Here is a 23,434-nt window from a genome sequence, read left to right on the forward strand (position 1 = left end):
ACAGTATGCGCTCACGTATATGTTCAAAATAATAGAAAGTCGATTGCAGCAGCTGTTGGCTTTTATAAGCTAAGAAGACGACAGCCGTTTATTTAACAATAAATGTACACAACGTTCCGGTGTCTGTCAAATCACGTTAGCAATAATCTTCCATTTAAAAAGCTCCGGAAAACCAATAATACCTGGTTCCCCGGAGCTTGCATATAAGCTTATTCAACTATCCATTGAATGATTAGGTTGTTGTCGGTGGAGTACCACCGGAGTTGCCCGAATTGTTATCATCCTCTGGCTTTTGCAGATTAGGGATATCATTCGGTTGATCTGTTGTATTCTTAGGCTCTTCATCCTTACCTTGAATACGTACACGGACGTCTCCAATGTTGTCGATCACAGGCTCACCGTTTTCCGGTGTTCCTTCTCCCTCAGTCGTGCCACCATCCAAAGAACCTGTCTCAATCAAACGTTTGATTTGTTCAAGTTCCAAGGTTTCTTCTACCAGCAAGGTTTGAGCAATCAAATGAACCTCTTTGGAATACTTGGTCAGGAGTTCTCTAGCACGCTCATAAGATTCAGTGATGAAACGATTCATCTCCTGGTCAATCTGATAAGCGATCTGATCACTGTAGTTCTGCTCATGACCGATATCGCGTCCAAGGAATACTTGGCCTTGTGAAGTACCGAACTGCATCGGACCAAGTTTCTCACTCATACCATATTCTACGATCATGCTACGTGCGATGCTTGTTGCTTGTTGGAAGTCGCTATAGGCTCCTGTTCCGATCTCACCAATGAACAGTTCCTCGGATACGCGTCCACCCAACAATCCAGTGATTTTGTCCAGCAATTCCTGCTTAGTTGTCAGCATGCGGTCTTCCTTCGGAAGCATGATGACATATCCGCCTGCACGTCCACGTGGAATAATCGTTACCTTGTGAACCATGTCGGCATTTTCCAAGAAGAAACCAATAATCGTATGGCCTGCTTCATGATAAGCAACAATTCGTTTCTCGCGGTCACTGATTACGCGGCTGCGTTTTTCTGTACCTACGATAACACGGTCGATTGCTTCATCTACTTCTCGCATCGAAATATCCCTGCGGTTACGACGAGCCGCCAACAAGGCAGCTTCGTTCAACAGATTTTCGAGATCAGCGCCTGTAAAGCCTGTTGTACGTTTCGCAATTACGTCCAATTTAACATCCTTCGTTAACGGCTTGTTGCGAGCATGTACATACAATACTGCTTCACGGCCTTTAACATCTGGACGGTCAACCGTAATTTGACGGTCAAAACGTCCTGGACGAAGCAACGCCGGGTCGAGAATATCCGGACGGTTTGTAGCAGCTACGATGATAATACCTTCGTTTGCGCCGAATCCATCCATCTCTACGAGCAATTGGTTGAGCGTCTGCTCACGTTCATCATGTCCGCCACCCAATCCAGCGCCACGTTGACGTCCAACGGCATCAATCTCATCAATGAAAATGATACAAGGTGCGTTCTTCTTAGCGTTCTCGAACAAATCACGAACACGGGAAGCACCGACCCCGACGAACATTTCTACAAAATCAGAACCTGAGATACTGAAAAACGGTACTCCAGCCTCGCCTGCAACAGCTCTTGCCAAGAGTGTTTTACCCGTACCTGGAGGGCCCACTAACAGAACACCTTTCGGAATACGAGCGCCCACAGCTGCAAACTTGCGTGGGTCCTTCAAGAATTCTACGACTTCGACAAGCTCCTGCTTCTCTTCGTCAGCCCCTGCCACGTCCTCGAACGTAACCTTCTTCTTCTCTTCGTTATACAGACGGGCTTTGCTCTTGCCGAAGTTCATAACTTTGCCGCCACCGCCCTGTGCCTGATTAAACAGGAAGAAGAACAACAGGAACATGATCACCAAAGGAATGATAGAAGTCAAAAACGTCAGCCAGATGCTTTCGCCTTCCATTTTCTTCTGTACATATTCAAACCCGTTCGTTTCGCTGGCATTTACCAGTTCACTTAGTGCTTGATCCGTTGGTGGAACATATACGGAAAAATTGGTCGATTTAGCATTAGCCGGCTGCTTCTTATATGCACCGGTTACAAGATAGGCGTAACCGTCAAATTGGACCGTTACTTTAGAGATGTTATTAGCTTTAACCTCTTGCCGTAATTGGTCATATCTAGGGAGATCGGAGGCTTCGTTACTGTTACTAACAAACTGAACGATACCCACCACAACTAAAAAAAGAATCAAATAAAAACCAGAATTCCGGATGAACCGATTCATCCCCTACCTCCTCTCGAGACACTTAAGTTATTTTACCATAGCCTGTAAGTCCTTCTCAACAAAGGGCCTTATTTAGTCCTAGGACTGGAGGCTGAGATTAGCTGGTATAGATTTCCGGCTTCAAAATCCCTATGTATGGGAGGTTCCGGTAGTGCTCGGCATAGTCCAGACCATAGCCGACAACAAACGCATCTGGAAGCGTAAATCCAGTATAATCTGCTTCAAGATTAACCGTCCGGCGTGCAGGCTTGTCGAACAAGGTTACGACACATACCGAATTGGCATTACGATTCTTGAGCAGTTCAATCAAATGTGTCAGCGTCAGGCCGCTGTCGATAATATCTTCGACAATCAGAACGTCGCGTCCTTCCACAGATGCGTCCAAATCCTTAATGATTTTGATGATACCTGAGGATTTTGTGGACGCTCCATAACTTGATACAGCCATGAAATCAAGCTCCAATGGCACTGTAATGGATTTAACCAAATCAGCCATAAAGATAAACGCACCTTTCAGTACGCAAATCACCAATGGATTTTTCCCTTCATATTTTACGCTGAGCTGTGCACCCAATTCCTCAATTTTACTCTGAATTTCTTCTTCGCTGATCAATATTTCCTGAATATCATTTTGCAACGGTGTAAACCTCCTAAGTTTATACTATGAAAGCCGTTCCTGTGCAATTACCGGTGCCCCGGACTCTCTCGTCTTTGCCATGACATATATATAACCGAAGACGTGTGCTCTTGCACCGCGGCATGTACAGAACGTCGTACGCCCGGAATCCAGAGAATAGCTCCAGAGTGGTCGCAGACGATGGGAATAACGGAACGCATTGAAGGAGGTATTTTTTCATTAATAAAAATATCTTTAACCTTTTTTCTTCCGTTTAATCCCATTACATACATGGTATCTCCAGGTAATCGCGAGCGTACAGTCAAAGGCAGACTCAATTGATCTGCGTCGAACCACGCTTCCTCCTTATTGGCCGGATGATCCCCATCCAAATAGGAAGCCCTTCGCCACCGAAGTATACCACCTGCCTCAGGCAACTCTAGCTCACCGGAAATAGGCAATACACTTAGTCCATAGCACCATTCGCCCATAACGACTTGCGTACGGTCAAACAAAACCGCTTGGTCATATTCGCGGACTCCAACCGCACCGCCTCCCAAATCCAAACTCCATGTAGACGATGCCTCTTGGAGAAGTCTTAGTCGAACGGTCTCAATTTTACGAAAATCAAAATTTTCACTGTCCGAAGGCAGATAATTTAATATTAGTTTAATCAACCTCCGTTGTAAAGCAACGGGTAGCTTACGGTATGAAGCGATGGGAAACATGTACCTGCCATTATCCAAGCTCACCATTTTCTCGTATACTGACAGCGTAGATGCCTCCATAAAGTCATTTTCGTCAGCCATCGTTTCGGCCAGCCGGTTCAGAGATGGTGTCAGTCGCTCATTATATTGCCCCAAAAAAGGAAGCACATCCATGCGGATGGCGTTACGGCGGTATTTGGACGATAAATTAGTGCTGTCTATCACGTAGGAAAGACCATACAAGTTACAAAACTCAATCAGGTCAGCCTTGTACATACGTAGCAGCGGGCGAATGAGTTGCACATTTTTTTCATTGCGTGCCAAACGCATACCCGCCAAACCTGCTGGGCCGCTACCACGCAGCAAGTGCAAGAGAACCGTTTCGGCTTGATCGTCGCCATGGTGAGCCATTGCAATATGCTGTGCTTCCCACTTTGTAGCCATATCATGTAAAAAGCTGTAGCGCAGCTCGCGTGCTGCTTCCTGTGGTCCCTTACCACTCTCCTTCATATAAGCGGGTACATCGACCCGAGTCATTTCAAATGGAAGTTCAAGCTTTCGGGCAATATTGCGTACCACTTCAGCCTCCGCATCCGATTCCTCTGGTCTGAATCCATGATGAACGTGAGCGCAGACGAGTTGTAAAGGCATATGTATAACGGATATTTCATGTAAAATGTGCAAAAGGGCCACCGAATCCGGCCCACCGGATACAGCAACCACAATGCAGTCTCCGGGGCTCCACAGTGAATGATCTCGCGCCAAGGCGAGCACTTCCTGTACAACACCGGTCGGTTTTGTTGTTCCCATTCCCGACCCTCTTTTCTTCCGACCGTAAAAATGATGATCATCTGTTATCTTATGTAAGTCATGCTGCTACCTTAACGCAATCCAGAGCGCTCCGGCAAGCAGCAAAAGCGATACCGTGAAAGCATATCCCAGCCAGCGTGGATTCCCTCTTTTGACCGACGATTGCCTGACATGTGCGGAAGCCAAACGTGACCAAGATCGGGCCGCTGCACGAGTATCGGAATATTCTCCACGCACTGCACCCAGTAGCCATTCGGCATAGGGGCGTAATACACGGCTGCGGCGAATGATGACCGTCAATTCTGCCGTATTACGCAACTGTGGCAGCCTGCTGGCAGCCGCCTTTAACGATTCGCTCTCCAATATATGAATCGTTAGAAGAGCGAAGGCAAACAGGTCATACTGGGAATCGGCATTTCGGCTGCCAGCATTCCAAAATCCCCTGTCATACCATTCTGTAAATTGTTTAACACTCCGGCCAGCAAGAGACACCCCACCGTAGTCAATTAATTCAGCCTCTCCATAGGCATTGACCAAAATATTCTGCGGCTTCAGGTCGCCAAACACCCACCCTGCCTGATGGAGATCCGCCAGACGATTCAGTATACCGGTTCCAGCCACGCCATACCATTCCGGCCCTTTGGCTGCCACAAAGCGATGAAGTGGATCACCCTTAACGTACCGCATAACATAAAAGGGTATCTCTCCGCTGCGTAACACTACATCATCCACCTCAAACAAAAAGGAAGGATTTCCATTTCGCTGGAGGGCGGCCTGAGTGCCCTGAGACTGCAATGTGGTCAGCACATTAATCTCCGATTGCAGATCAAGCGTGTTCTTCCCCATTTTCAGAGCAAATTGCCGATCGGCCTGTGCTTCTTTTACCAAATATACAGTTCCGTTCGCTCCCCGGCCCAGCAAGCGCTGGATGACATAGCTGCTCCGCTTCCACTTGCCCTTGATGACCGTTCCGGGTGCAAGAACGGGATCAGACGACGTAGTCACCGAGCATCCCTTCTCCTTTGCCATAGGATTCTTCCAGATCTTTCTGTTCCCCTAGTGTAACATATCGGTAATAATCAATCACTTGTAAAATGGCAGGACCTGTCGGCGTCGCCCCTTTCATCCGCAAGCGTCCAAATATCGATTTGATCTGGTTAAGCTCAGAGGTCCAACCGATATCCATGACTGCGTCTTCTCCCATTTTGCCGCCCGGAAAATGAAATACCGATAGACGGCTGTGTCCGCTTCTCGACTGCAAGCTGAGCAGCAAATCGCGAATGCTGTCCTCTACAGCAGGCAGCTTGGGCTTCATGCTCGCACTTGCATCAATGAGCAAGGCAATCTCCAGGGTGCTTGTTTCTGTCAGCTCGTCCATCACCTCAACTACTTGGGCTCGTTTTGCCGGAGGAAGTTCACCGATATGTTTGGCGCCACCCTCGCCCAAAATGTGCGTTAACTCTCTATTAACCGCCTGCTGAATGGTTTGAACCACCGTTTTGCGCGTCATCATCTGCATGGTCTGTGCCAACTGCTTCGTCCCAACGATTTGGCTAAACCCTCCCCCTGCTTTAGCAATTTCTTGAATCTCCGCGCTGCCAAGCTCGCCAATAGTTCCATAATCTATGACTCCGGCGACATTCACTGTAATACCTTCCCGTAGAGCTTGGGCAGCCGCCATGACTGGACTAACACCTACATTTGAGCACCCGTCTGTAATGATCAAAATTTGCTTCATCGTTTTTTGACCTCCGCTTCCTCTTAATCTATTCCGATAGATTCTATCTTTGCCTAATCCGGAACGATTCAAACGAAGGATGCGGATTTTTAAAAAACGAATAAGGAATTTCCCGGGCAATGTCGGATTAGCTCACCGTCCGTGGACGTTCCAACCACCTCATGCCAGGTACATGGAGAGTTGCCCATTCTGGGCGGAAGTGATCTATTTTACTAACGACTACTGTCATATCGTCATAGATTTGATTTTGTTGGTATCGAATAACCCTTTCTAGTAAACAGTCGGCCAACTGCTGAGGATCTTCGCTTTCAATTTCCTGAATCATGCGTTTCATCCATATTTCCTTATTAACCGCATAACCCGGTGAGTCGTATATACCGTCTGTAATCATAATGAGAATATCACCCGGCTGGAGCTGCAGGGATACCAAATCAATTTCAATATCCTGTATAATGCCAATCGGCAAATTGCTGGCAGATACGGGAATGACCTCCTCTCCTCTTTTAATAAAGCTTGGCGTAGACCCAATTTTCATAAAGGTTGTCTGGGCCGTATACTGATCAATCAGCGCCATATCGACCGTAGCATACATTTCCTCAGGTGATCGCAGCATCAGGACAGAGTTAACCGACTTGATCGCCAATTTTTCGTCCATACCCGATTGCAGTAATTCCTCCAAAATGTTAAGTGCTGCACTGCTCTCTTGCTGCGCGCGCTCTCCGTTTCCCATGCCATCGCTTAAGGAGACTGCAAAAGTCCCGTTCCCTAGCTCCATCATGCTGTAGCTGTCTCCTGAGAAAAAATCACCTCCTTTGGCCGCACTAGCTACCCCTGTAGCAATCTCATACGTTTTAGCAGAGCCGAACATGACTGTAGCCAAGCCTTGGCGGCGATCTGCCTCCGTTTCGCGCATCACAGCTATATGCTCGTCCAGTATGTCCGACAGCAGTGGAGCAATGATTTTCCGACATTCATCAAATCCCCTTGTATAGGCATGGACAATCTCTATTTCTACCTGACCTGCATCCAGGTTAATAATCTCAATAGATTGGATGGACAATCCCAGTCTATCAAGAGCCTCTCGTATTTGCTCCTCCTGCCGATGCATGGTCTGCCCTTCCCGCTGAATTTCTCGCGCTAAATCCTCCATAATTTGTGATACACCCGATAGCTGGTCAGCAACAAGCTGACGACTATCGTATACTTGGCGCTTCCATTGCATATTATGTTGGTAGAGGCTATACTGCTGCTTCATCACTTGCAGGACAGCGCCCGTTTTAGCACATGCCTTGCTCCATTGCGGGGGTATCTGCTCCGGCTCCAAATCCGGGTTATCCTCAATGGCGCTCATCATTTCCGTCATATACTGATGGGTTTGCATAAACTTGCCGTCCCAGCACTGCTCACACTTGAAGCAGGAGGCACATGTCCCTTCGGCCACCGCATTCATAAAATGTTCGATTTCTCCGTCCGACTTCGTACTCTCACTCGCAGATATCTGGTGAAAGCTGCGGGATAACTGACTGAATACACGGGAAAACTTCGTTACCCGCTCTGCGGTGAGATCGCGAACCCTTTTGGCATATTCATGCTGAGATTTAGCATGGTCCTGCGTACCGGGAACATAGGTAGAAACCGCTTTAAAGAAACTTTTTGGGGTCATTAAAAATAATAGAATCGCCGCACAGCTCTCCCAGGTTGACGTCAGCACGTCCCCGGTCCCATCCAAATAGATCGTCAGAATGGAGGAGCCTAGCAGCATCCCAAGCGCAACAGCACCTTTTTTCCCTTCACGCAGCATCCCTGCCAGCAAACCTGCAAAAGCGAGTAAACTCATCTGCACAATTGCAGACATATTGGCCAAGCTTAAAATTAAACCGGTAATTACACCGACCGATGCACCCAGCGAAGCACCTCCCACCAAAGCAAACACCAAGACCAAATATCGCGACAATACATGATCGACAGACAATGAATGAACAGTCCATCCTACTGCTCCCGTCATCACAGAGGCTAATAATATAATAAGACATAAAATTTCCTCATTTTTGAGCTGGCTTGTCTTCTTGCGGTACGTAAACAACGGTATGGCCTGTGTAAATACCAGCGTAAGCATAAAGCTGAGAACCGCATCCGTTCCCACAATGATAAGTTCATACCATGTGAAAGTTGGAGCCATCACGGCGTTAAATAAATTGACCATAAACACAGACAAGAAAACCATAAGCGGAGCATAGGATAGTTCCAGACGATCGAAGGTTCGTAACCCGCGATACAGGAAATAAAATACCAGTAGCTCACCACCAATCATAAATAACGATGGGTAAGGAGCTAACAGGCTGCCTAACACAACGGATACAGCTACAGGCAGCATCAGGTCACGCCGAAGGAACGTTATGACCGCAAAATAAGCGAGGGCAAAAGGAGAAAGCTCGTCCAAAATAGTGGCGCGTCCCAGTAGAACTCCCATAGCCGACAATAGCAGCATCCATCTTTGCGCTGTTACCCATTGCACCACTTTATGTGAATCCAGCCGTTTTCTGAGTCTGGAAGACCAACCTTCCGTACGCTCTTTGGATTTGGACTTTCTAGATTTTAACCCCGGAAAATGTACCACGTTCCATTTCTCCATCATGCGTCAGGCACCCCATTCATCAATTTGATGTTCCCATCTTAAACCGGAATGATTGAGAAAGTTTGTCAGAACCTCACGTCTTATTCCAAGAAATTTCCGACAAAAAAACGTTCTGCGCGAAAGGACAGAGCATCACCTTGAACATCAAGCTACGCCCGTATGGAAGCAGATGGAAGTTGCGTCTCTTAACTCCTTGCTTGACCTCTCTATGTCGTCCATCACTATGACCAAGACTAGCGATTTGCACAGAAGATAGACGGAAAACCGTTGGAGTTTGTCGGACGATTATGTCCTCACGACAAAAAAAACATTCGCTTTCCAGCACGAATGCTTCCTCGTCTTCATCAAAATTGCGAATCTCATAAAATACATGTATAACGATAACCGGATTTATCGCCCACAGCCATTGCGTGTCGCATCTATTGTCGGTAGAACGCAAAAAAACCGTAGCAGTCTTTCGACTGTACGGTTTTCCGTGTATGGTTGATACGGTTGTCAAAGTGAATTAAACACGCTTCGCGCCGCGTCCTCCGCGTTTACCTTCGGTGTTCTTTTTCAGCGACGAAATGCGTTCCTCACTATCTTTCAGGAAGCGTGACATTTTATCCTCAAATGAAGGTTTACCCGGTGCAGGCTTGAAAGAACGGCCTCCACGATCGCGGTTGAAACCACCGCCACCACCACCGCGTCCTTGACTTGGACCTGAACCTCCACCGCCGAAACGGTCGCCTCCGCCTGGTCCTCCCGTACGCTCCGGTCTTGGAGCTCTTGGGGGACGGGCTTCACTTGCCGGCTTGTCAATCGTTTGCTTAATGGAAAGTCCGATTTTGCCATCTTTGTCAACATTAATGACTTTCACCGTCACGACATCATTAATCTTCAGGTGGTCGTTAACATCCTTAACATAGTTATCGGCGATTTCCGAGATGTGAACGAGACCCGTGACACCTCCAGACAAATCCACAAATGCTCCAAAATGCGTGATGCCTGTCACTTTGCCCTCTAACTTGGTGCCCACTTCAATTGCCATAGAATAAAATGATCCTCCCTTAAAATATACAACCGATTTTTTTGCAAAAAAATCCCGCTGTGGTGATTTGATTATACAAAATGGCGGAACCAAGGTCAACTAAGCATTGGCCCGATAATGTTCCTATTTCTGATCTCCGATGATTGGCGTCTCTTCCGGTTTGTAAAGACCGTACTTGCTTCTGGCAATCTCGCCAATGTACTCAGGGTCCTTGAGACGATTCACTTCGGTTTGAAGCTGTTGTTCCGTTTGTGTAGCAGCTTGCTTCTGCTTTTCCTTCTGGATGAGCTGTTCATTTCGATCGGCCATAATCATGCCTTGAGAAAAAAAGGTAAAAATTGCCCAACTACCAAAGGCGGCAAGCGATAGCAACCAAATCATGATTCGCCTGCGCCCGCCCGCGTTGGACTTGGACGTAGAAGATGAATGGCGATCTACAGACGAATTACGCATGATACTACCTCCTTCCAAACCATCTTTTCGCTGTGTTTTTCAGTCTGATACCCAGCTTTACGAGCGACTCTGGAGTCCTCCAGCGCGCTTTAAGTGGACCGATCAGCCATAGGATCGGCTTCCAAACCGGCATCAGGATGTATATCAGCATCCTTCCCAGGAACACAATAAGTGCCCATGTCCATCCGACTAGCTTGCGTAACAGCCGATACAGCGCTAACACCGGAAGAACAATCAGGATGCGCAGTATGCTGTTCACGATCAACGTCAGTCTGCGAACTATCTCTAATAACATTACCACAAAACGTTGGGTTGTAACACTAAAGGCCCAAAAATAGAGCCAAACCCCCAAAAGTAGTCCTAAAAAGACATAAAACCGCAGCTCACCGCGATTACTCGCGTATAGCACACGGAAAATAAACAAAGCCGAGGCCACCCAGTACAGCACGTCCAATATATGAACGCTCCAGCGGGCAAAATGAAAGCGGATGGACAGCACCCGGTAGCTGTCAAACACCACTCCCATGGCTATGCCCGACACCAGCATCCACGTTAACGTCAGCCATTGCGTGTAAGGGTTCATTTGAAGATCTTGCCGAATAGGCTTTTTCCGTTTTTAGCCGGGGCCCCGGGCTCCAGGTAGACGAGGGAAGTAATCAGACCTTCAATGGACAACAGTCCCTCTTCTAGGCTGAGGTTTTTGATATGTAAATGTTGTCCGCGAATGGTGAGATGGCCCAGCTCGGTCTGAAGCAAAAATTCTTCACTGTCAAAGCTCTCCACATTGCTGACGCCTGAAATATCGAGTTGCTTGCGGCTTTGCATGCGCAGATCATGGTGCTTTGACTTCCCTTGTTCAATCATGGCATGTACCCCTCCTTCTGTTCTTAGCTTATGAAGGGGGCCGTATGATTTAGAACCGCTTTTGCTGTTAATCAGCATATGATGGACGAAAACTCGTCATCTAAAGAAAAAAAGCACTCCTTCATAAAATAATGAAGGAATGCTTTCATGTACAGTTGTGAGAAAATCAGATGTCTGCTTACCAGTTTAAACCATTGTCCCTGGCAATAGGCTCTTCCTTTACCAACGTGTACATACTTGCAGCCTCGTCCTTGCGTGTAGTGTCGGCGAGCCGTTCCACTCGCACGGTCACCAGCTTCTGGCCAAACTGGACGGTAATTTCATCGCCTACTTTGACCGCACTGCTCGGCTTGGCTTCGCGTCCGTTCACCAGCACTCTCCCTTGTTCGGAGACGTCCTTGGCTACCGTACGCCGCTTAATCAGCCGCGAGACTTTCAAGAATTTATCAAGACGCATTAGTTAACGGCTTCTTTAAGCTTATTACCGGCTTTAAAAGCAGGAACGGTCGATTCTGGAATTTCAATCGTGTTACCGGTTTGTGGATTGCGGCCTGTACGGCTGGAACGCTTGCGTGTTTCGAAAGTACCAAAGCCGATCAGTTGCACTTTGTCACCGCTAGCGAGTGCATCTGTAATTTCACCAAGAACGCCATTCAATACAGCTTCAACGTCACGTTTGCTCAAACCGCTTTTGCTGGAAATATTGTTGATCAGATCTGTCTTGTTCATAAGATAAAAGCCTCCCAAATGTCAAAAAATAATCATCACGCTGCATGTCCATTGATGGAGCAGACGTGAGGTCCAACTGTGGCCGAAGCCCTTCTGAATGTCACTGTAACACGCTTAACTATAAGCTACAGTTATTTTCAGAATTACTACAAGTTATTCTGGCTTGTCCGTAAAAATCCTGCAATGACAGGCGTTTTTTTATTCGACCCCAGTTAAGCCAACATCCTACTACAAAACTCTGCCCATTGGCAAGTCCTCTCAAACTGGGCCTTCTTTCAACCCTGCATATGTCTCATTTTACTGTTCTGTGCAGCCAAAAGCGAATATGTGGAATCACGCTTTACCAAGGAGCTTTTTCGCTTCCTGCCAGTAAGTCTCCATTTCATCTACGCTGCTTTCTTCGGGACGACGCCCCTGCTCGCGTAATTTCTGCTCAATATACTGGAAACGGTCGACAAATTTGCGATTGGTAGCCGACAATGCCTCTTCCGGGTCTACTCCCATAAACCGGGCTGCATTCACGGCAACAAATAGCACATCGCCTAACTCCAGCAACTGGGCTTCCGCAGCATGCCCTTCACGAACCGCTTCCTTCAGCTCAGCCACTTCTTCGTCCAATTTATCGAATACGCCCTCAATGCTATCCCAGTTAAAGCCCACTTTAGCTGCTTTCTTCTGGAGCTTGTACGATTTCATAAGAGCAGGCAGATCTCGCGGAACCCCGTCCAGTACAGAAGGGTATGCCGCCGTCGTGCCTTTAAGCCGTTTTTCCTCAGCCTTCATCTGCTCCCAGTTTTGCAGCGCTTCTTCCGCATCATTCGCTTGATTGTCACCAAATACATGTGGATGACGGAAAATAAGCTTATCATTCAGCCCCTGGATAACATCATACACATTGAAGGTTCCGACTTCCTCTTCCATTTGGGCATGCAGCAAAATTTGCAACAACAGATCGCCCAGCTCTTCCTTCATATGCTCAGGGTCGTCCTCATCTATCGTTTCGATGACTTCATACGTTTCTTCGATCAGATTTTTGCGAATCGACTGATGTGTCTGTTCACGATCCCAAGGACAGCCTTCCGGGCTGCGCAAAATATCGACAATCTCGTGTAGACGGTCAAAAGAACGCCGTTTCAGCGCTTCATCTTCACTGCGAGGTATGTATACCAAGGATAGGTTCCCGTAGCCCTCTACTCGATCCAGCTCGTACAGCGGTACCTTGTGCACCGTTTCCTCCCCTTCTACCCCAAGGGCGTGACCGACATATACCTCATAATCGTCAGGATACCTCTCCATCAGGCACAGCTTCACATCAGAAGCCGTAAAGGTGTCATACACCTGTCCGATCAGTGTATGCAGCTGAGGCTGGAGCCAGCTGGCATCCAGTGTACCTGCGTCCAACAACTGAAAACCCTCAATCGGATCAAAACCAAGACGCACAAAAGCTTCATCCAGGAAACTTTCGCCGCCCAGAATATTCAGTTCAATCCCTTGCGCAGGACAACGCTCCTTAAGCAACTGCACCGCTGCTTCTGCCACCATAGGGTGGCCGGGAACCGCATAGACGATTTCGCTTCCGTCTGCCGCCTTAGCAGCCGTCGTAATCAATTGGCTGGTAATTTCCTCGTATACCTCTGGGAAAGACTCTTTTGTCTCATATACCTCGTCAAACGACTCAAAAGCCACTTCAAACTCATTTAGCACTTGAACCGCAGGATGCTCCTTGGTCCGCAGATACAGCGCTGAAGCGCCCCGCATTTTGTTCAATATCCCTATCGTAAGCTGATCCGGATCCCCCGAGCCCAAACCTACGACCGTTAATGTTACGCTCATATCCCATCCTCCGTTTCGCAGAAACAAGGCTCATGCTCGAAAAAATACACGGCCTAACCCCGCTTCCGCTTCCTTTGCTTTGGCATTACTATACCACAAAGTGGTATAGGCTCATAAAATGGTTGTCCCGATTCACGCCGTAAGCCGTATGCCTGGCTAAGCCAGTACACGTAGCCTGCGCAGCACGGCTGCCAGCGGGCGTCCGAGCTTGGGCACCGCCACAAGCTCGGCTTCCGTGATCAGCCTCAAGCGTGCGAGGCCGATCACGAACACAACGGCGCCTGCGGCTACACCCAGCAGGCTCTCCACGGCTGCCGTGGCACGACCTTCGGCAGCCCACCCCAAGGCACCCAGCACAGCGCTGGTGCCCCACATCGCTGCCCCGGCCGCACCAGCCAGGGCGATAAGCAGCGCCGCCGGCTTGAGCACGCTGGCGGACCAGCTCGCGCGCAGGCCTACCAAGCGAGCCAGCAGCACGATGTTGATCACTGCCGCCAGCAGATAGGCGACAGCCCCCGCAATGGCGGCTCCAGCCGTGCCTAGCTGCGGCACGAGCAGCCAGTTTAGCAGCGCCTTGGCTGCTGCGGCCGCGAGCATCGCCAGAGCCGGCGCGCGAACTGCGCCAAGCCCTTGCAGCAGCGCAGCCGAGATAATGCTGAGCGTGCCGCCTACGGCGGTTAGCGCCATCCAGCGCATGACCCCGCTGCCGGTGTCGTCCGCATACAGCATCACATTGACGGGCACAGCCAGCACGATCAAGCCTGTCGCAGCGGCCAGTCCCAGTAGCCAAAACCAGCGTAGCGATTGCTCGCACTGGCGACGTGCCAGTTCCGTACCGCCGGTTACCCGGGCCTCAGCCAGCGATGGAATGAATAATGCCGACAGGGTGGTGGCAAACATCATGACTAGCTGTACCAGCGGCAGACCTCGGTTATACACGCCAAAGGCCACCATAACCGCAGTATCGTCCAATCCCTCCTGCTTTAACAAGCGAGGTACAGTAAATGTGTCTACCAGGCTAATTAACGGAACGGCTAGCGCTCCAAGGCAAACAGGCAGGGCATAACGCAGTATCGCCTTTAACAAGGCACCATTGCTTTCCGCTGGGTGTAGCTCTCCAGCTTGTGCTTGCACTGTCGCCATGACCGTCCCTTGCCTTCTAAGCCTCTTCCTGTGATTTCGCCAATATAGCAACATGACGACCAAGCCCGCTGCTCCACCTGCTGCTGAACCAAACACGGCTCCGGCAGCAATCATATCTGCTCCCGCTCCTTGTGACAGCATGAGCAGCAACAGTATAATCATCACGCTTACCCTTATCGCCTGCTCCGTCACTTGGGAAACAGCAGTCGGAAGCATATTTTGCAAACCTTGAAAATATCCTCTCAGTCCCGCCATAACCGGCACGAACAAAAAGGCAAACGCCGCCGCCCTCACCGACGGAATGACGTGAGCATTGTCGATCCATTGACCAATGAGCGGCGCACACGTATACATCAGCACGCCCAGGATTAATCCGAAGACACCCAAGACAAGCGAAGATAACCGAGCAACACGTTGCCCCGCTGCTCGGTTTCCCACTGCCTCAAACTCAGCTACAAATTTGGATATTGCAGCCGGAAATCCAGCAGCTGCAATGGTAATGAACAGCGTATAAAAAGGATAAACCGTATTATAAATGCCAAACACGCCGTCGCCGCCGATATTCTGCAGCGGGATTTTTTGCACTGTGCCGATCAGCTTGCTCGCTACCGCTGCCAGTGTCAAAATGACAGCACCTCGTAGCAGCCGCGAAGCGGCGCGATTTTCCTGCATTCTCCGTCTCCACTCCCACCTGAAATATGCATCTTACCCGAGTCCTATTATACCGCCTCTTCTCACGGAAAGAAAAAAAACCCTGTGCAACGTAGGACGGCTTTCGCCATTCTGTACGTCATACAGGGGTGAAACGGGATGTTACTGTTCCATTTGTTTGCCCAGGAAGCCAGCGGCTGTTTCAGCCATTTTGACCTCCATTTCGGACATTTTTACATTTTCGTCCTTGTTCAACAATACAACGGAACCAATGGGATCACCACCGGAAACAATGGGAGCCGCCACAAAGGACGAGAGTGTTTCTTCGTGGTCTCGCGTTAGCTCATAAGAGCCGCTGGCTGTCTCCAGCACAGTTTTGCGATTATCCATACTACCTTCGATAATGCTACCGATTGGCTTGTCCAGAAACTCTTTTTTAGAGCCTCCAGCCACCGTAATAATGGTGTCCCGATCGGTAATCATTGTAATATGGCCCGTGCTTTCAAACAGGGACTCAGCATATTCTTTGGCGAAATCACCAAGTTCACCAATAGGTGAATACTTTTTCAAAATGACTTCTCCGTCACGATCCACAAAAATCTCAAGCGGATCTCCTTCACGAATTCTCAAGGTGCGGCGAATTTCCTTTGGAATAACTACCCGCCCAAGGTCATCAATACGGCGAACTATACCAGTAGCTTTCATTTCACATGTTGCCCCACTTTCTCAAGAAGAATTTAGTAAACTACTGACGGTATCGAAAGACGCTTCCACTCCCCCAGAAGCGGTCACGAAGAACGTCACGGTCATGGTGTTTATGGTGATATCTGACCATAGTATTCATCTGTTCCCAATTCCTTATGCATGTTCAGTTATTTACCTTCGTTTGTAGCTCCATCTTTGGCTGTTCCTGCCTTGGCATCGCCCGTACCGTTTGTTGTTGCGCCCGGTGTAGTTGTGCTACCGGCACCAGAAGTTGCACCGCTTTTCTCTTGCGTAGCTGGTACCTTCGGCAGATTGATTTTCAAATCAAGTTTCGTCAAATCATTTTCGGTAAAGTTTTGGATACTTTCCCCGGCCAATTTATTTTTCAGGGCAGCCTTTTCGTTGTCTTTCAATTTATCAAACGTTGGCTCATTGCGGGACTCCACTTTGATCACGTGATATCCGTATTCCGTTTCCACCGGCTCACCGATTTTGTTAATCGGTTGGGTCTCAGCGGCCTCTTTAAAGGCAGGTACCCATTGCGCTACGGATGCATTCTCATACAGACCTCCGTTAGACGCAGAACCTGGGTCTTCTGAATATTTCTTGGCAATCGTCGCAAAATCCGCTCCTCCGTCCAGCTTCGCCTTCACTTCTTTCGCCAGCTTGAGGGCATCCTCTTTTTTGCGCTGTTTCTTTGTTTTAGGATCTTGGAAGTTAATCAATACATGACGCACGGTTGCTGTCGTGAATTGATCTTTATTTTTCTCAAATTCCTGTTTTAGCTGATCATCTGTTACTTTGTTAGTTTCGCTGTTGATTACCGTCATTACACGCGTGAAGTAATCTTTCACACCTTGTTCAGTCAGTTTCTTATCACTCAGAAATGTCTTGAACTTATCTTCTCCGACTGACTTTTTATACTGCTCCAGTTGTTCGTTCCCTTCTTTGGCACCCTGCTCCTTGGCTTTGTCGTCCGCTTTAGCCGCCAGAAGCTTGTACACCACTTCCTGCTTTACAATTTGCTCTCGTACCTGATCCGAAGCTAACGCAGCCTCATACTCTGGGTACAGGAATTTCATCATACTGATTTCTTGGTTGAACTCATTTTCGGTAATCGTTCCACCCTTATAGGTCACGACAACCTTGCTGTTGTCCTTCGGTTCATCCTTGACCTTGTTCTCATCCGGTTGCTTCGTACATGCTGCCAGAACCGATATAGCTAGCAGCGCTGCCATTCCCAAGGAGAGCATTCTCCAAGGTTTTCTTTTATTTAGTTGTGGCATTTTGCAGTTCCTCCTTCAATGTGAATGCTTCTTTCAATGCACTCAAAAATTGTTCCAGCAGTTCTAGCAACTGTGGATCATTTAGACCTTTGCCCTTTATGCGTGCGCTCATAGATGTGCCCTGTTCAAATTGTACACGTCTTTCAAAGCGATTGCCAATCTCGGCAAGTTTGGCGGTCTGTACCGCCTGCTGACGCCCTTCATGGAATTTCAACACGATATTGTCATCCCGTTGCACTATGGACTCGATGCCATACATGCGTCCATATACCTTGAGGCGAGCCACGGCTAGCAAATGACGCACAGCCTCTGGCAGATCGCCAAATCGGTCGACCAGTTCATCCTCCAGTTCAGAAGCCTCGTCAAAGGTACTGACCGCTGCAACCTTTTTATAAATCTCAATTTTCTGGATGCTGTCATAAATATAGTCACCCGGCAGGTAAGCATCGACGCCTAAATCAATCGACGTACTCCAATTCCGATTGGACTGATCCTCTTCTCCAAGTACGCTGACTTTACGTTTATTAATTTCCTCAGCCAGCATCTGCGAGTAAAGATCAAAGCCGACGGATGCGATGAATCCATGCTGCTCAGCGCCAAGCAAGTTACCCGCGCCGCGGATGGACAAATCGCGCATTGCAATCTTGAAGCCGGAGCCCAGCTCCGTAAATTCTTTAATCGACTGAAGGCGCTTCTCCGCCACTTCCGTGAGCACCTTATCCCGCTGGTACGTGAAATAAGCATAGGCAATCCGATTGGAACGACCTACACGCCCACGCAGCTGATAAAGCTGGGATAGCCCCATTTTATCGGCATCATGCACAATGAGTGTATTCACATTGGGAATATCCACGCCGGTTTCAATAATGCTGGTGCTGACCAGCACATCATATTCGCCATCCAGGAAATCCAAAATAGTTTTCTCCAGTTCGGTTTCGGACATTTGTCCGTGACCCACGCCCACCTTGGCCTCCGGTACGAGCGCATTGATCTCTGCAGCCATCTCCTGAATGCCCTGCACACGATTATACAGATAGTACACCTGCCCTCCGCGTGCCATCTCGCGTTCAATGGCCTCACGGACTAGAGTCTGGCTATGCTCAACCACATACGTTTGCACTGGAAAACGGTTTTCCGGTGGCGTCTCAATGACTGACAAGTCACGTACACCCAGCATGGACATATGCAACGTACGCGGAATAGGTGTTGCCGTTAACGTCAGCACATCTACGTTCGTTTTCAGCTTCTTCAGCTTTTCCTTGTGGGTTACGCCAAATCGCTGTTCTTCATCGACAATCAGCATTCCAAGGTCCTTAAACACCAGATCCTGCGACAACAGACGATGGGTACCAATGACAATATCGACCGTGCCTTGCCGGACCCCTTTAATCGTTTCATTCTGCTCTTTGCGCGAGCGGAAACGGCTCAATACCTGAATATTGAACGGATACCCTGAAAAACGTTCACGGAACGTCTCATAGTGTTGCTGTGCCAAAATCGTCGTCGGTACCAGCACCGCTACTTGTTTGCCTTCAATAGCAGACTTAAAAGCAGCACGAATCGCAACTTCAGTTTTGCCGTAACCTACATCACCGCATAGCAAACGATCCATCGGGCGGCTCTGCTCCATGTCCTTCTTAATCTCTTCGATGGCCCGAATCTGGTCACGTGTCTCATCATACGGGAACATATCCTCAAACTCTTGTTGCTCCGGTGAATCCTTTTCAAAAGCAAACCCTGGTGCCGACTGTCGTTCTGCATATAGCTTGATCAAGTCATCCGCAATATCCTGAACCGAGCTGCGCACCTTACTTTTAACCCGTGTCCACTCATTGCCACCCAGTTTATAAATCTTGGGTTCCTTGTCCTCTGAGCCAACATATTTCTGAATCAGATCAATTTGTTCAATCGGCACTGACAGCTTATCTCCACCCGCGTAGAGGACATGCATGTAATCCTTATGGATACCGCCAACCTCCAGCGTGCCGATCCCCATGTACTTCCCGATCCCGTGATTTTGGTGTACGACGTAGTCGCCCACCTTCAGCTCGCTATAGCTCTTAATTCGTTCTGCATTGTCCACATGGCGGCCCTGCTTACGAGCTTTCCGCTGCTTCTGAGAAAACATTTCACCCTCGGTAATGACCGCCAGGTGAATAGATGGCATTTCAAAACCGCTTTGCAGATTGCCGATAGCCATCGTCGGCTCATCAATACCATAATCCTCAAGCACTCGGCGCATCCGGTCCAGACGTTCATCTCCACTCGCCAGCATCATAACCTGTGTGCCAGCTTTGCGCCAACGATCCATCTCCGCCTTGAGCACATTCATTTGGCCATGGAAATCCTGCATGCCTCGGCAGATGAAGTTCAAAATATTTTGCGGCTGGGTATGAGGAACCTGACGGAGGAAAATCGACAGGAACAACGTCTGAAATCTCCGGTTGTACAGCAGATTGTCCGCGTCGTCTGACAGTTCTAGCTGCGGTAACGTTTTACCGTTTTGAAGCAAATGCAGATTCCATTCTGACTCATCCCGTTCCAGTTGCTTGGCTGTTTCCAGCATACGCGCCGGTTCGTCAATAATCAGAATCGTATCTTCCGGCATATAATCTGCCAGGGTTTTACGTTCAGGATACAGCAGGGAGATATATTTATAGATTTCGTCAAAATACACATGCTCTCGCAGCAACTCAATTTCACGATGGATCTCTTCTTTCAGATGCTGCTTAGCTTGACGATCCGTCATTTTGCCCAGCTGCTCCTCCAACAAAATAGCAGCGGCATCTGCCGCCTGATCCATACGCTGGTTATTCGCAATAACTTCCTTACACGGCGTTACAGTAACGGCCTGAACCTTTTCCACCGAGCGCTGATCTTGCGGATCAAACTTACGGATCGAATCAATTTCATCGTCAAACAGCTCCACACGATAGCCCCAACGGGTTGTCATTGGATAAAAATCAATAATTCCTCCACGTACGCTCATCTCTCCACGTGATTCCACACGCTCTACACGCTGGTATCCCATCTCGACCATATGTAGCAAAAACGCTTCCAGCTGAATTGTTTCGCCTTCTTTCAGCTCAATACGAGCCTCACGCCATGTTTCCGCCATTGGCAATAAACGTCGAACACCAGAAAACGGCACGACAACAATCCCACGAAAACCCTGGGCGCAGCGTATCAATACATCAATTCGTTGGGATAAGGTCTCTGGACTGGATATGGCTGCTTCAGCAGCTACCAGCTCATTGGCAGGATACAATAAAACCTGATCAGGGGAAAGCGCTTCCTGTAAGTCATCTGCTATTTTTTGAGCGGCAAACATATTGTGCGTCATGACCATTAACGGTCGTCCGGTATCTTCGGCAAGCGCGGCCATCAGTACCTGTCGGGAAGAGCCTGATAAACCTGATATCAGTTGTTCCTTCATCCCTGATGATATGCCTGCTGCAATGGATGCATAATCAGCATCCTTCGTAAAAGCCTGAATAAGTGCTTGTAACAAAAAAGGCACCCCTTTATGCTTATAAATAGTTACATGTAAACCGAAAAAGAAGCCTCAGCAATGCTGCCAAGGCTCCATAAGCGGAATTGCCGCTTCACCTCTCAAGCTGGTACATCGGACCAGTTGAATACCTGTTATTGGAGCGGATTAACGAGCAGACTCAGCTCTGGATTATTCTCCAGTGCCTGACTGCAATGCTCGCAAATGACTTTGACGGTCACTTCACCGCCCGAATTATACGCTATTATATCTCTACGTTCGGCAGGGGTCAAGGAATGGAAGCCTAACCTTTCTTCGGTTATTGCAGCGGAATCAATCCGTCCCAAGAAAGTTCGACAATGTCTGCATACATAATTAACAACCATGTAATGTATATGCCTCCTGAAAGTTTTCTATACCTTTCAGTATGTCCAACAATCTTCCATTTAAGCCCGTCTACCTACGTCTAAACTTACTTGTTGAATTCAGCCATCGTCCGTTCAAACGGATGACTCAAGCTGTATTCTAAGGCGTTGCACGTGTCCTCGATCATTCCGGCCAGCAATTCTTTTTCCTTCTTTGGAAAGGTACCTAGAACATAATCGACAATAGCATGTCCAGGCTCCGGGCGGGAAATGCCCATGCGAATCCGATTGAAGGACTGCGTGCCGGTATGTTGAATGATCGATTTAATGCCGTTATGGCCGCCTGCGCTACCTTGATAACGCAATCTTATTTTACCGACTTCTGTATCCAGGTCATCGTACACGACAACCAGATCTTCCATATCGGCCTTATAATAGTCCATATAAGCACGTAGAGACTCGCCTGATAGATTCATATAGGTCATTGGCTTAATCAGTACAGTTTTCACGCCACCAATGTGGCCCTCTCCAATCAACGCCTTGCATTTGCTTTGGTTAATCTGGATGTTATGACGCGAGGCAAGAGCATCCAATGCCATAAATCCGACATTATGTCTCGTTTTCTCGTATTGGGGACCGGGGTTACCCAATCCTACAATCCACTTCATAACCTTGACACCCTCTTTCACAGTCTGGATTTTTTGGTAAAATAGTTGTATTGAGGATTTTGCAAAAATCTAATAAGCGACTTTCAATGAACAATATATAGATCGAAATGGTCTAGTTCGTCTATATATTGCACTTTGGAGCGACTGGAATCGAATTTTGCAAAATCCTGTTATGAATAGGAAGGTGCGTGCCGGTATGCTCAATCAAGGTGATATCCTCTTATATGACAGCCATTTTCTATATCATTTAAAACATTCCGTTCCTGTCCAGGTTTATGACGGGAATGTACATATCCAGATTGGCATCGTTGCGCGTTTTAATGAGCATTTCGTCGAAATAGAGGACACACTATACAATCGTCAACGTTTCACATTCATATCTCGCCCAGGCTTTTAGCCTGACATGCTGATAGGGGTTACCTTTTCCACATGGAAAAGGCAACCCCTTTTTAATGAGCCAGCGCTTATTCGATTTCAAACAGTTTGCTGATCGACAATTCTTCATGCACACGGATGATAGCTTCTCCCATTAATGGAGCCACAGACAATACCTTCAGCTTGCTTGTCGGATTCGGGTGAACGATCGGGATTGTATCCGTCACAACCACCTCTTTTAATGGCGAATTCTCCAGTCTTTCCATAGCAGGACCGGACAGCACAGCATGTGTACAACACGCATACACATCTTTTACGCCGCCTTCTTTAAGCGCATTTGCACCTAATACAATCGTTCCGGCTGTATCAATGATATCATCAATTAAAATAGCCGTTTTACCCTCAATGTTCCCGATGATGTTCATCACTTCACTGACATTTGGCTCTGGACGACGCTTATCAATAATAGCAAGCGGTGCACTCAGGAAGTCCGCCAGCTTGCGCGCACGAACAACCCCGCCATGATCGGGTGAAACGACAATCGGGTTCTCAATTTGCTTGGAACGGAAATATTGGGCCAGAATTGGTGCTCCCAGCATATGATCCACTGGAATATCAAAGAATCCCTGAATCTGCATCGCATGCAAATCCATACTGATTACGCGGTGAGCCCCCGCCTTTTCAATCAAGTTAGCGACAAGTTTCGCTGTAATCGGATCGCGTGAACGAGCTTTACGATCCTGACGAGCGTAACCGTAATATGGCATAACGACATTGATACTTTTGGCGGAAGCGCGTTTAAGTGCATCAATCATAACCAATAACTCCATCAAGTTGTCGTTAACCGGCAGACAAGTTGACTGCACAATATACACATGGCAGCCGCGTACGCTTTCCGACAGCTTAACCTGGATTTCACCGTCACTAAACGATGTGGTATGGGATTCCCCCATTGGGATGCCGATGTAGTCCGCAATCTGGTGGGCTAACTTCGGATTGGAGTTACAAGTAAATATTTTGAGTTTGGAATCGCAATAAGTCATTAATAGAAACCCTCCGTGCTG

Annotated in this window: 21 protein-coding genes; 1 reads left to right on the plus strand and 20 read right to left on the minus strand. The window is 48.1% G+C overall.

The window, feature by feature from the left end; all coding sequences use genetic code 11:
* Positions 1 to 232 precede the first annotated feature (232 nt).
* The 19 genes from ftsH to pth all read right to left on the minus strand — a co-directional run bounded on the left by ftsH (position 233) and on the right by pth (position 21,995).
* On the minus strand, positions 233 to 2,272 hold the full coding sequence (gene ftsH, locus ACEN8J_RS22040; RefSeq protein ID WP_029514626.1) for an ATP-dependent zinc metalloprotease FtsH: 2,040 nt from the start codon (positions 2,270 to 2,272) through the stop codon (positions 233 to 235).
* Positions 2,273 to 2,369: 97 nt separating this feature from the next.
* Positions 2,370 to 2,909 (minus strand): hypoxanthine phosphoribosyltransferase, encoded by a 540-nt coding sequence (gene hpt / locus ACEN8J_RS22045; protein ID WP_495593980.1) that lies wholly within the window; start codon positions 2,907 to 2,909, stop codon positions 2,370 to 2,372.
* Positions 2,910 to 2,956: 47 nt separating this feature from the next.
* Positions 2,957 to 4,405 (minus strand): tRNA lysidine(34) synthetase TilS, encoded by a 1,449-nt coding sequence (tilS, locus tag ACEN8J_RS22050; protein WP_165150730.1) that lies wholly within the window; start codon positions 4,403 to 4,405, stop codon positions 2,957 to 2,959.
* Between the two features lie 66 nt (positions 4,406 to 4,471).
* Positions 4,472 to 5,410 (minus strand): protein kinase domain-containing protein, encoded by a 939-nt coding sequence (locus ACEN8J_RS22055; protein WP_023986445.1) that lies wholly within the window; start codon positions 5,408 to 5,410, stop codon positions 4,472 to 4,474.
* Complete coding sequence (locus ACEN8J_RS22060; RefSeq protein WP_029514624.1) at positions 5,394 to 6,143, minus strand: vWA domain-containing protein; 750 nt, start codon at positions 6,141 to 6,143, stop codon at positions 5,394 to 5,396. Before ACEN8J_RS22060 ends, ACEN8J_RS22055 begins: the two co-directional genes overlap by 17 nt.
* A 127-nt stretch (positions 6,144 to 6,270) precedes the next feature.
* The gene (gene spoIIE, locus ACEN8J_RS22065) at positions 6,271 to 8,778 is read right to left on the minus strand and encodes a stage II sporulation protein E (RefSeq protein WP_029514623.1); all 2,508 of its coding nucleotides are present in this window, start codon (positions 8,776 to 8,778) and stop codon (positions 6,271 to 6,273) included.
* Positions 8,779 to 9,283: 505 nt separating this feature from the next.
* Positions 9,284 to 9,808, minus strand: a complete 525-nt coding sequence (locus tag ACEN8J_RS22070; protein WP_014279051.1) for a S1 domain-containing RNA-binding protein — start codon at positions 9,806 to 9,808, stop codon at positions 9,284 to 9,286.
* A 123-nt stretch (positions 9,809 to 9,931) separates the two neighbouring features.
* Positions 9,932 to 10,261 carry an FtsB family cell division protein gene (locus tag ACEN8J_RS22075; RefSeq protein ID WP_029514621.1) on the minus strand — a complete coding sequence of 110 codons (330 nt, stop codon included), beginning with the start codon at positions 10,259 to 10,261 and terminating at the stop codon, positions 9,932 to 9,934.
* Between the two features lie 4 nt (positions 10,262 to 10,265).
* Positions 10,266 to 10,844, minus strand: a complete 579-nt coding sequence (gene yabQ / locus ACEN8J_RS22080; protein ID WP_029514620.1) for a spore cortex biosynthesis protein YabQ — start codon at positions 10,842 to 10,844, stop codon at positions 10,266 to 10,268.
* Entirely contained in the window at positions 10,841 to 11,125 is a 285-nt protein-coding gene (gene yabP / locus ACEN8J_RS22085; RefSeq protein ID WP_025721693.1) for a sporulation protein YabP, read from the minus strand. The genes yabQ and yabP overlap by 4 nt, the downstream gene beginning before the upstream one ends.
* Positions 11,126 to 11,303: 178 nt before the next feature.
* Positions 11,304 to 11,582, minus strand: a complete 279-nt coding sequence (locus tag ACEN8J_RS22090; RefSeq protein WP_016818913.1) for an RNA-binding S4 domain-containing protein — start codon at positions 11,580 to 11,582, stop codon at positions 11,304 to 11,306.
* Positions 11,582 to 11,854 (minus strand): HU family DNA-binding protein, encoded by a 273-nt coding sequence (locus ACEN8J_RS22095; protein ID WP_007428028.1) that lies wholly within the window; start codon positions 11,852 to 11,854, stop codon positions 11,582 to 11,584. The genes ACEN8J_RS22090 and ACEN8J_RS22095 overlap by 1 nt, the downstream gene beginning before the upstream one ends.
* 333 nt (positions 11,855 to 12,187) lie before the next feature.
* Positions 12,188 to 13,687, minus strand: coding sequence for a bifunctional methyltransferase/pyrophosphohydrolase YabN (gene yabN / locus ACEN8J_RS22100; protein WP_340931145.1), 1,500 nt, complete (start codon positions 13,685 to 13,687; stop codon positions 12,188 to 12,190).
* A 156-nt stretch (positions 13,688 to 13,843) separates the two neighbouring features.
* Positions 13,844 to 15,502: a putative polysaccharide biosynthesis protein gene (locus ACEN8J_RS22105; RefSeq protein WP_165150736.1), complete on the minus strand. Its 1,659-nt coding sequence runs from the start codon at positions 15,500 to 15,502 to the stop codon at positions 13,844 to 13,846.
* 141 nt (positions 15,503 to 15,643) lie between these two features.
* Positions 15,644 to 16,186: a stage V sporulation protein T gene (spoVT, locus tag ACEN8J_RS22110; protein WP_029519371.1), complete on the minus strand. Its 543-nt coding sequence runs from the start codon at positions 16,184 to 16,186 to the stop codon at positions 15,644 to 15,646.
* A 167-nt stretch (positions 16,187 to 16,353) separates the two neighbouring features.
* The gene (locus ACEN8J_RS22115) at positions 16,354 to 17,472 is read right to left on the minus strand and encodes a peptidylprolyl isomerase (protein ID WP_209950314.1); all 1,119 of its coding nucleotides are present in this window, start codon (positions 17,470 to 17,472) and stop codon (positions 16,354 to 16,356) included.
* On the minus strand, positions 17,456 to 20,983 hold the full coding sequence (mfd, locus tag ACEN8J_RS22120; RefSeq protein ID WP_029519373.1) for a transcription-repair coupling factor: 3,528 nt from the start codon (positions 20,981 to 20,983) through the stop codon (positions 17,456 to 17,458). Before mfd ends, ACEN8J_RS22115 begins: the two co-directional genes overlap by 17 nt.
* 134 nt (positions 20,984 to 21,117) lie before the next feature.
* Positions 21,118 to 21,348, minus strand: a complete 231-nt coding sequence (fin, locus tag ACEN8J_RS22125; protein WP_007428020.1) for an anti-sigma-F factor Fin — start codon at positions 21,346 to 21,348, stop codon at positions 21,118 to 21,120.
* 86 nt (positions 21,349 to 21,434) lie between these two features.
* Positions 21,435 to 21,995, minus strand: a complete 561-nt coding sequence (gene pth, locus ACEN8J_RS22130) for an aminoacyl-tRNA hydrolase (RefSeq protein ID WP_029519374.1) — start codon at positions 21,993 to 21,995, stop codon at positions 21,435 to 21,437.
* A 196-nt stretch (positions 21,996 to 22,191) separates the two neighbouring features.
* Between pth and ACEN8J_RS22135 the strand changes: the two genes are divergently transcribed.
* Positions 22,192 to 22,392, plus strand: coding sequence for a hypothetical protein (locus tag ACEN8J_RS22135; RefSeq protein ID WP_029519375.1), 201 nt, complete (start codon positions 22,192 to 22,194; stop codon positions 22,390 to 22,392).
* Positions 22,393 to 22,459: 67 nt separating this feature from the next.
* Here the strand turns inward: ACEN8J_RS22135 and ACEN8J_RS22140 are convergent, their stop codons facing one another.
* The gene (locus ACEN8J_RS22140) at positions 22,460 to 23,413 is read right to left on the minus strand and encodes a ribose-phosphate diphosphokinase (protein ID WP_013308125.1); all 954 of its coding nucleotides are present in this window, start codon (positions 23,411 to 23,413) and stop codon (positions 22,460 to 22,462) included.
* Positions 23,414 to 23,434 lie beyond the last annotated feature (21 nt).

Source organism: Paenibacillus sp. Paensp38, assembly GCF_059491915.1.

Bases quoted from the DNA above. Each gene is read 5' to 3' on its own strand.
- ACEN8J_RS22105 (WP_165150736.1), bottom strand. From the start codon at position 15,502: ATGCAGGAAAATCGCGCCGCTTCGCGGCTGCTACGAGGTGCTGTCATT.
- yabQ (WP_029514620.1), bottom strand. From the start codon at position 10,844: ATGAACCCTTACACGCAATGGCTGACGTTAACGTGGATGCTGGTGTCG.
- pth (WP_029519374.1), bottom strand. From the start codon at position 21,995: ATGAAGTGGATTGTAGGATTGGGTAACCCCGGTCCCCAATACGAGAAA.
- ftsH (WP_029514626.1), bottom strand. From the start codon at position 2,272: ATGAATCGGTTCATCCGGAATTCTGGTTTTTATTTGATTCTTTTTTTA.
- spoVT (WP_029519371.1), bottom strand. From the start codon at position 16,186: ATGAAAGCTACTGGTATAGTTCGCCGTATTGATGACCTTGGGCGGGTA.
- ACEN8J_RS22115 (WP_209950314.1), bottom strand. From the start codon at position 17,472: ATGCCACAACTAAATAAAAGAAAACCTTGGAGAATGCTCTCCTTGGGA.
- ACEN8J_RS22090 (WP_016818913.1), bottom strand. From the start codon at position 11,582: ATGCGTCTTGATAAATTCTTGAAAGTCTCGCGGCTGATTAAGCGGCGT.
- ACEN8J_RS22140 (WP_013308125.1), bottom strand. From the start codon at position 23,413: ATGACTTATTGCGATTCCAAACTCAAAATATTTACTTGTAACTCCAAT.
- yabP (WP_025721693.1), bottom strand. From the start codon at position 11,125: ATGATTGAACAAGGGAAGTCAAAGCACCATGATCTGCGCATGCAAAGC.
- ACEN8J_RS22135 (WP_029519375.1), top strand. From the start codon at position 22,192: ATGCTCAATCAAGGTGATATCCTCTTATATGACAGCCATTTTCTATAT.
- fin (WP_007428020.1), bottom strand. From the start codon at position 21,348: ATGGTTGTTAATTATGTATGCAGACATTGTCGAACTTTCTTGGGACGG.
- tilS (WP_165150730.1), bottom strand. From the start codon at position 4,405: ATGGGAACAACAAAACCGACCGGTGTTGTACAGGAAGTGCTCGCCTTG.
- yabN (WP_340931145.1), bottom strand. From the start codon at position 13,687: ATGAGCGTAACATTAACGGTCGTAGGTTTGGGCTCGGGGGATCCGGAT.
- ACEN8J_RS22075 (WP_029514621.1), bottom strand. From the start codon at position 10,261: ATGCGTAATTCGTCTGTAGATCGCCATTCATCTTCTACGTCCAAGTCC.
- ACEN8J_RS22070 (WP_014279051.1), bottom strand. From the start codon at position 9,808: ATGGCAATTGAAGTGGGCACCAAGTTAGAGGGCAAAGTGACAGGCATC.
- ACEN8J_RS22060 (WP_029514624.1), bottom strand. From the start codon at position 6,143: ATGAAGCAAATTTTGATCATTACAGACGGGTGCTCAAATGTAGGTGTT.
- ACEN8J_RS22095 (WP_007428028.1), bottom strand. From the start codon at position 11,854: ATGAACAAGACAGATCTGATCAACAATATTTCCAGCAAAAGCGGTTTG.
- spoIIE (WP_029514623.1), bottom strand. From the start codon at position 8,778: ATGATGGAGAAATGGAACGTGGTACATTTTCCGGGGTTAAAATCTAGA.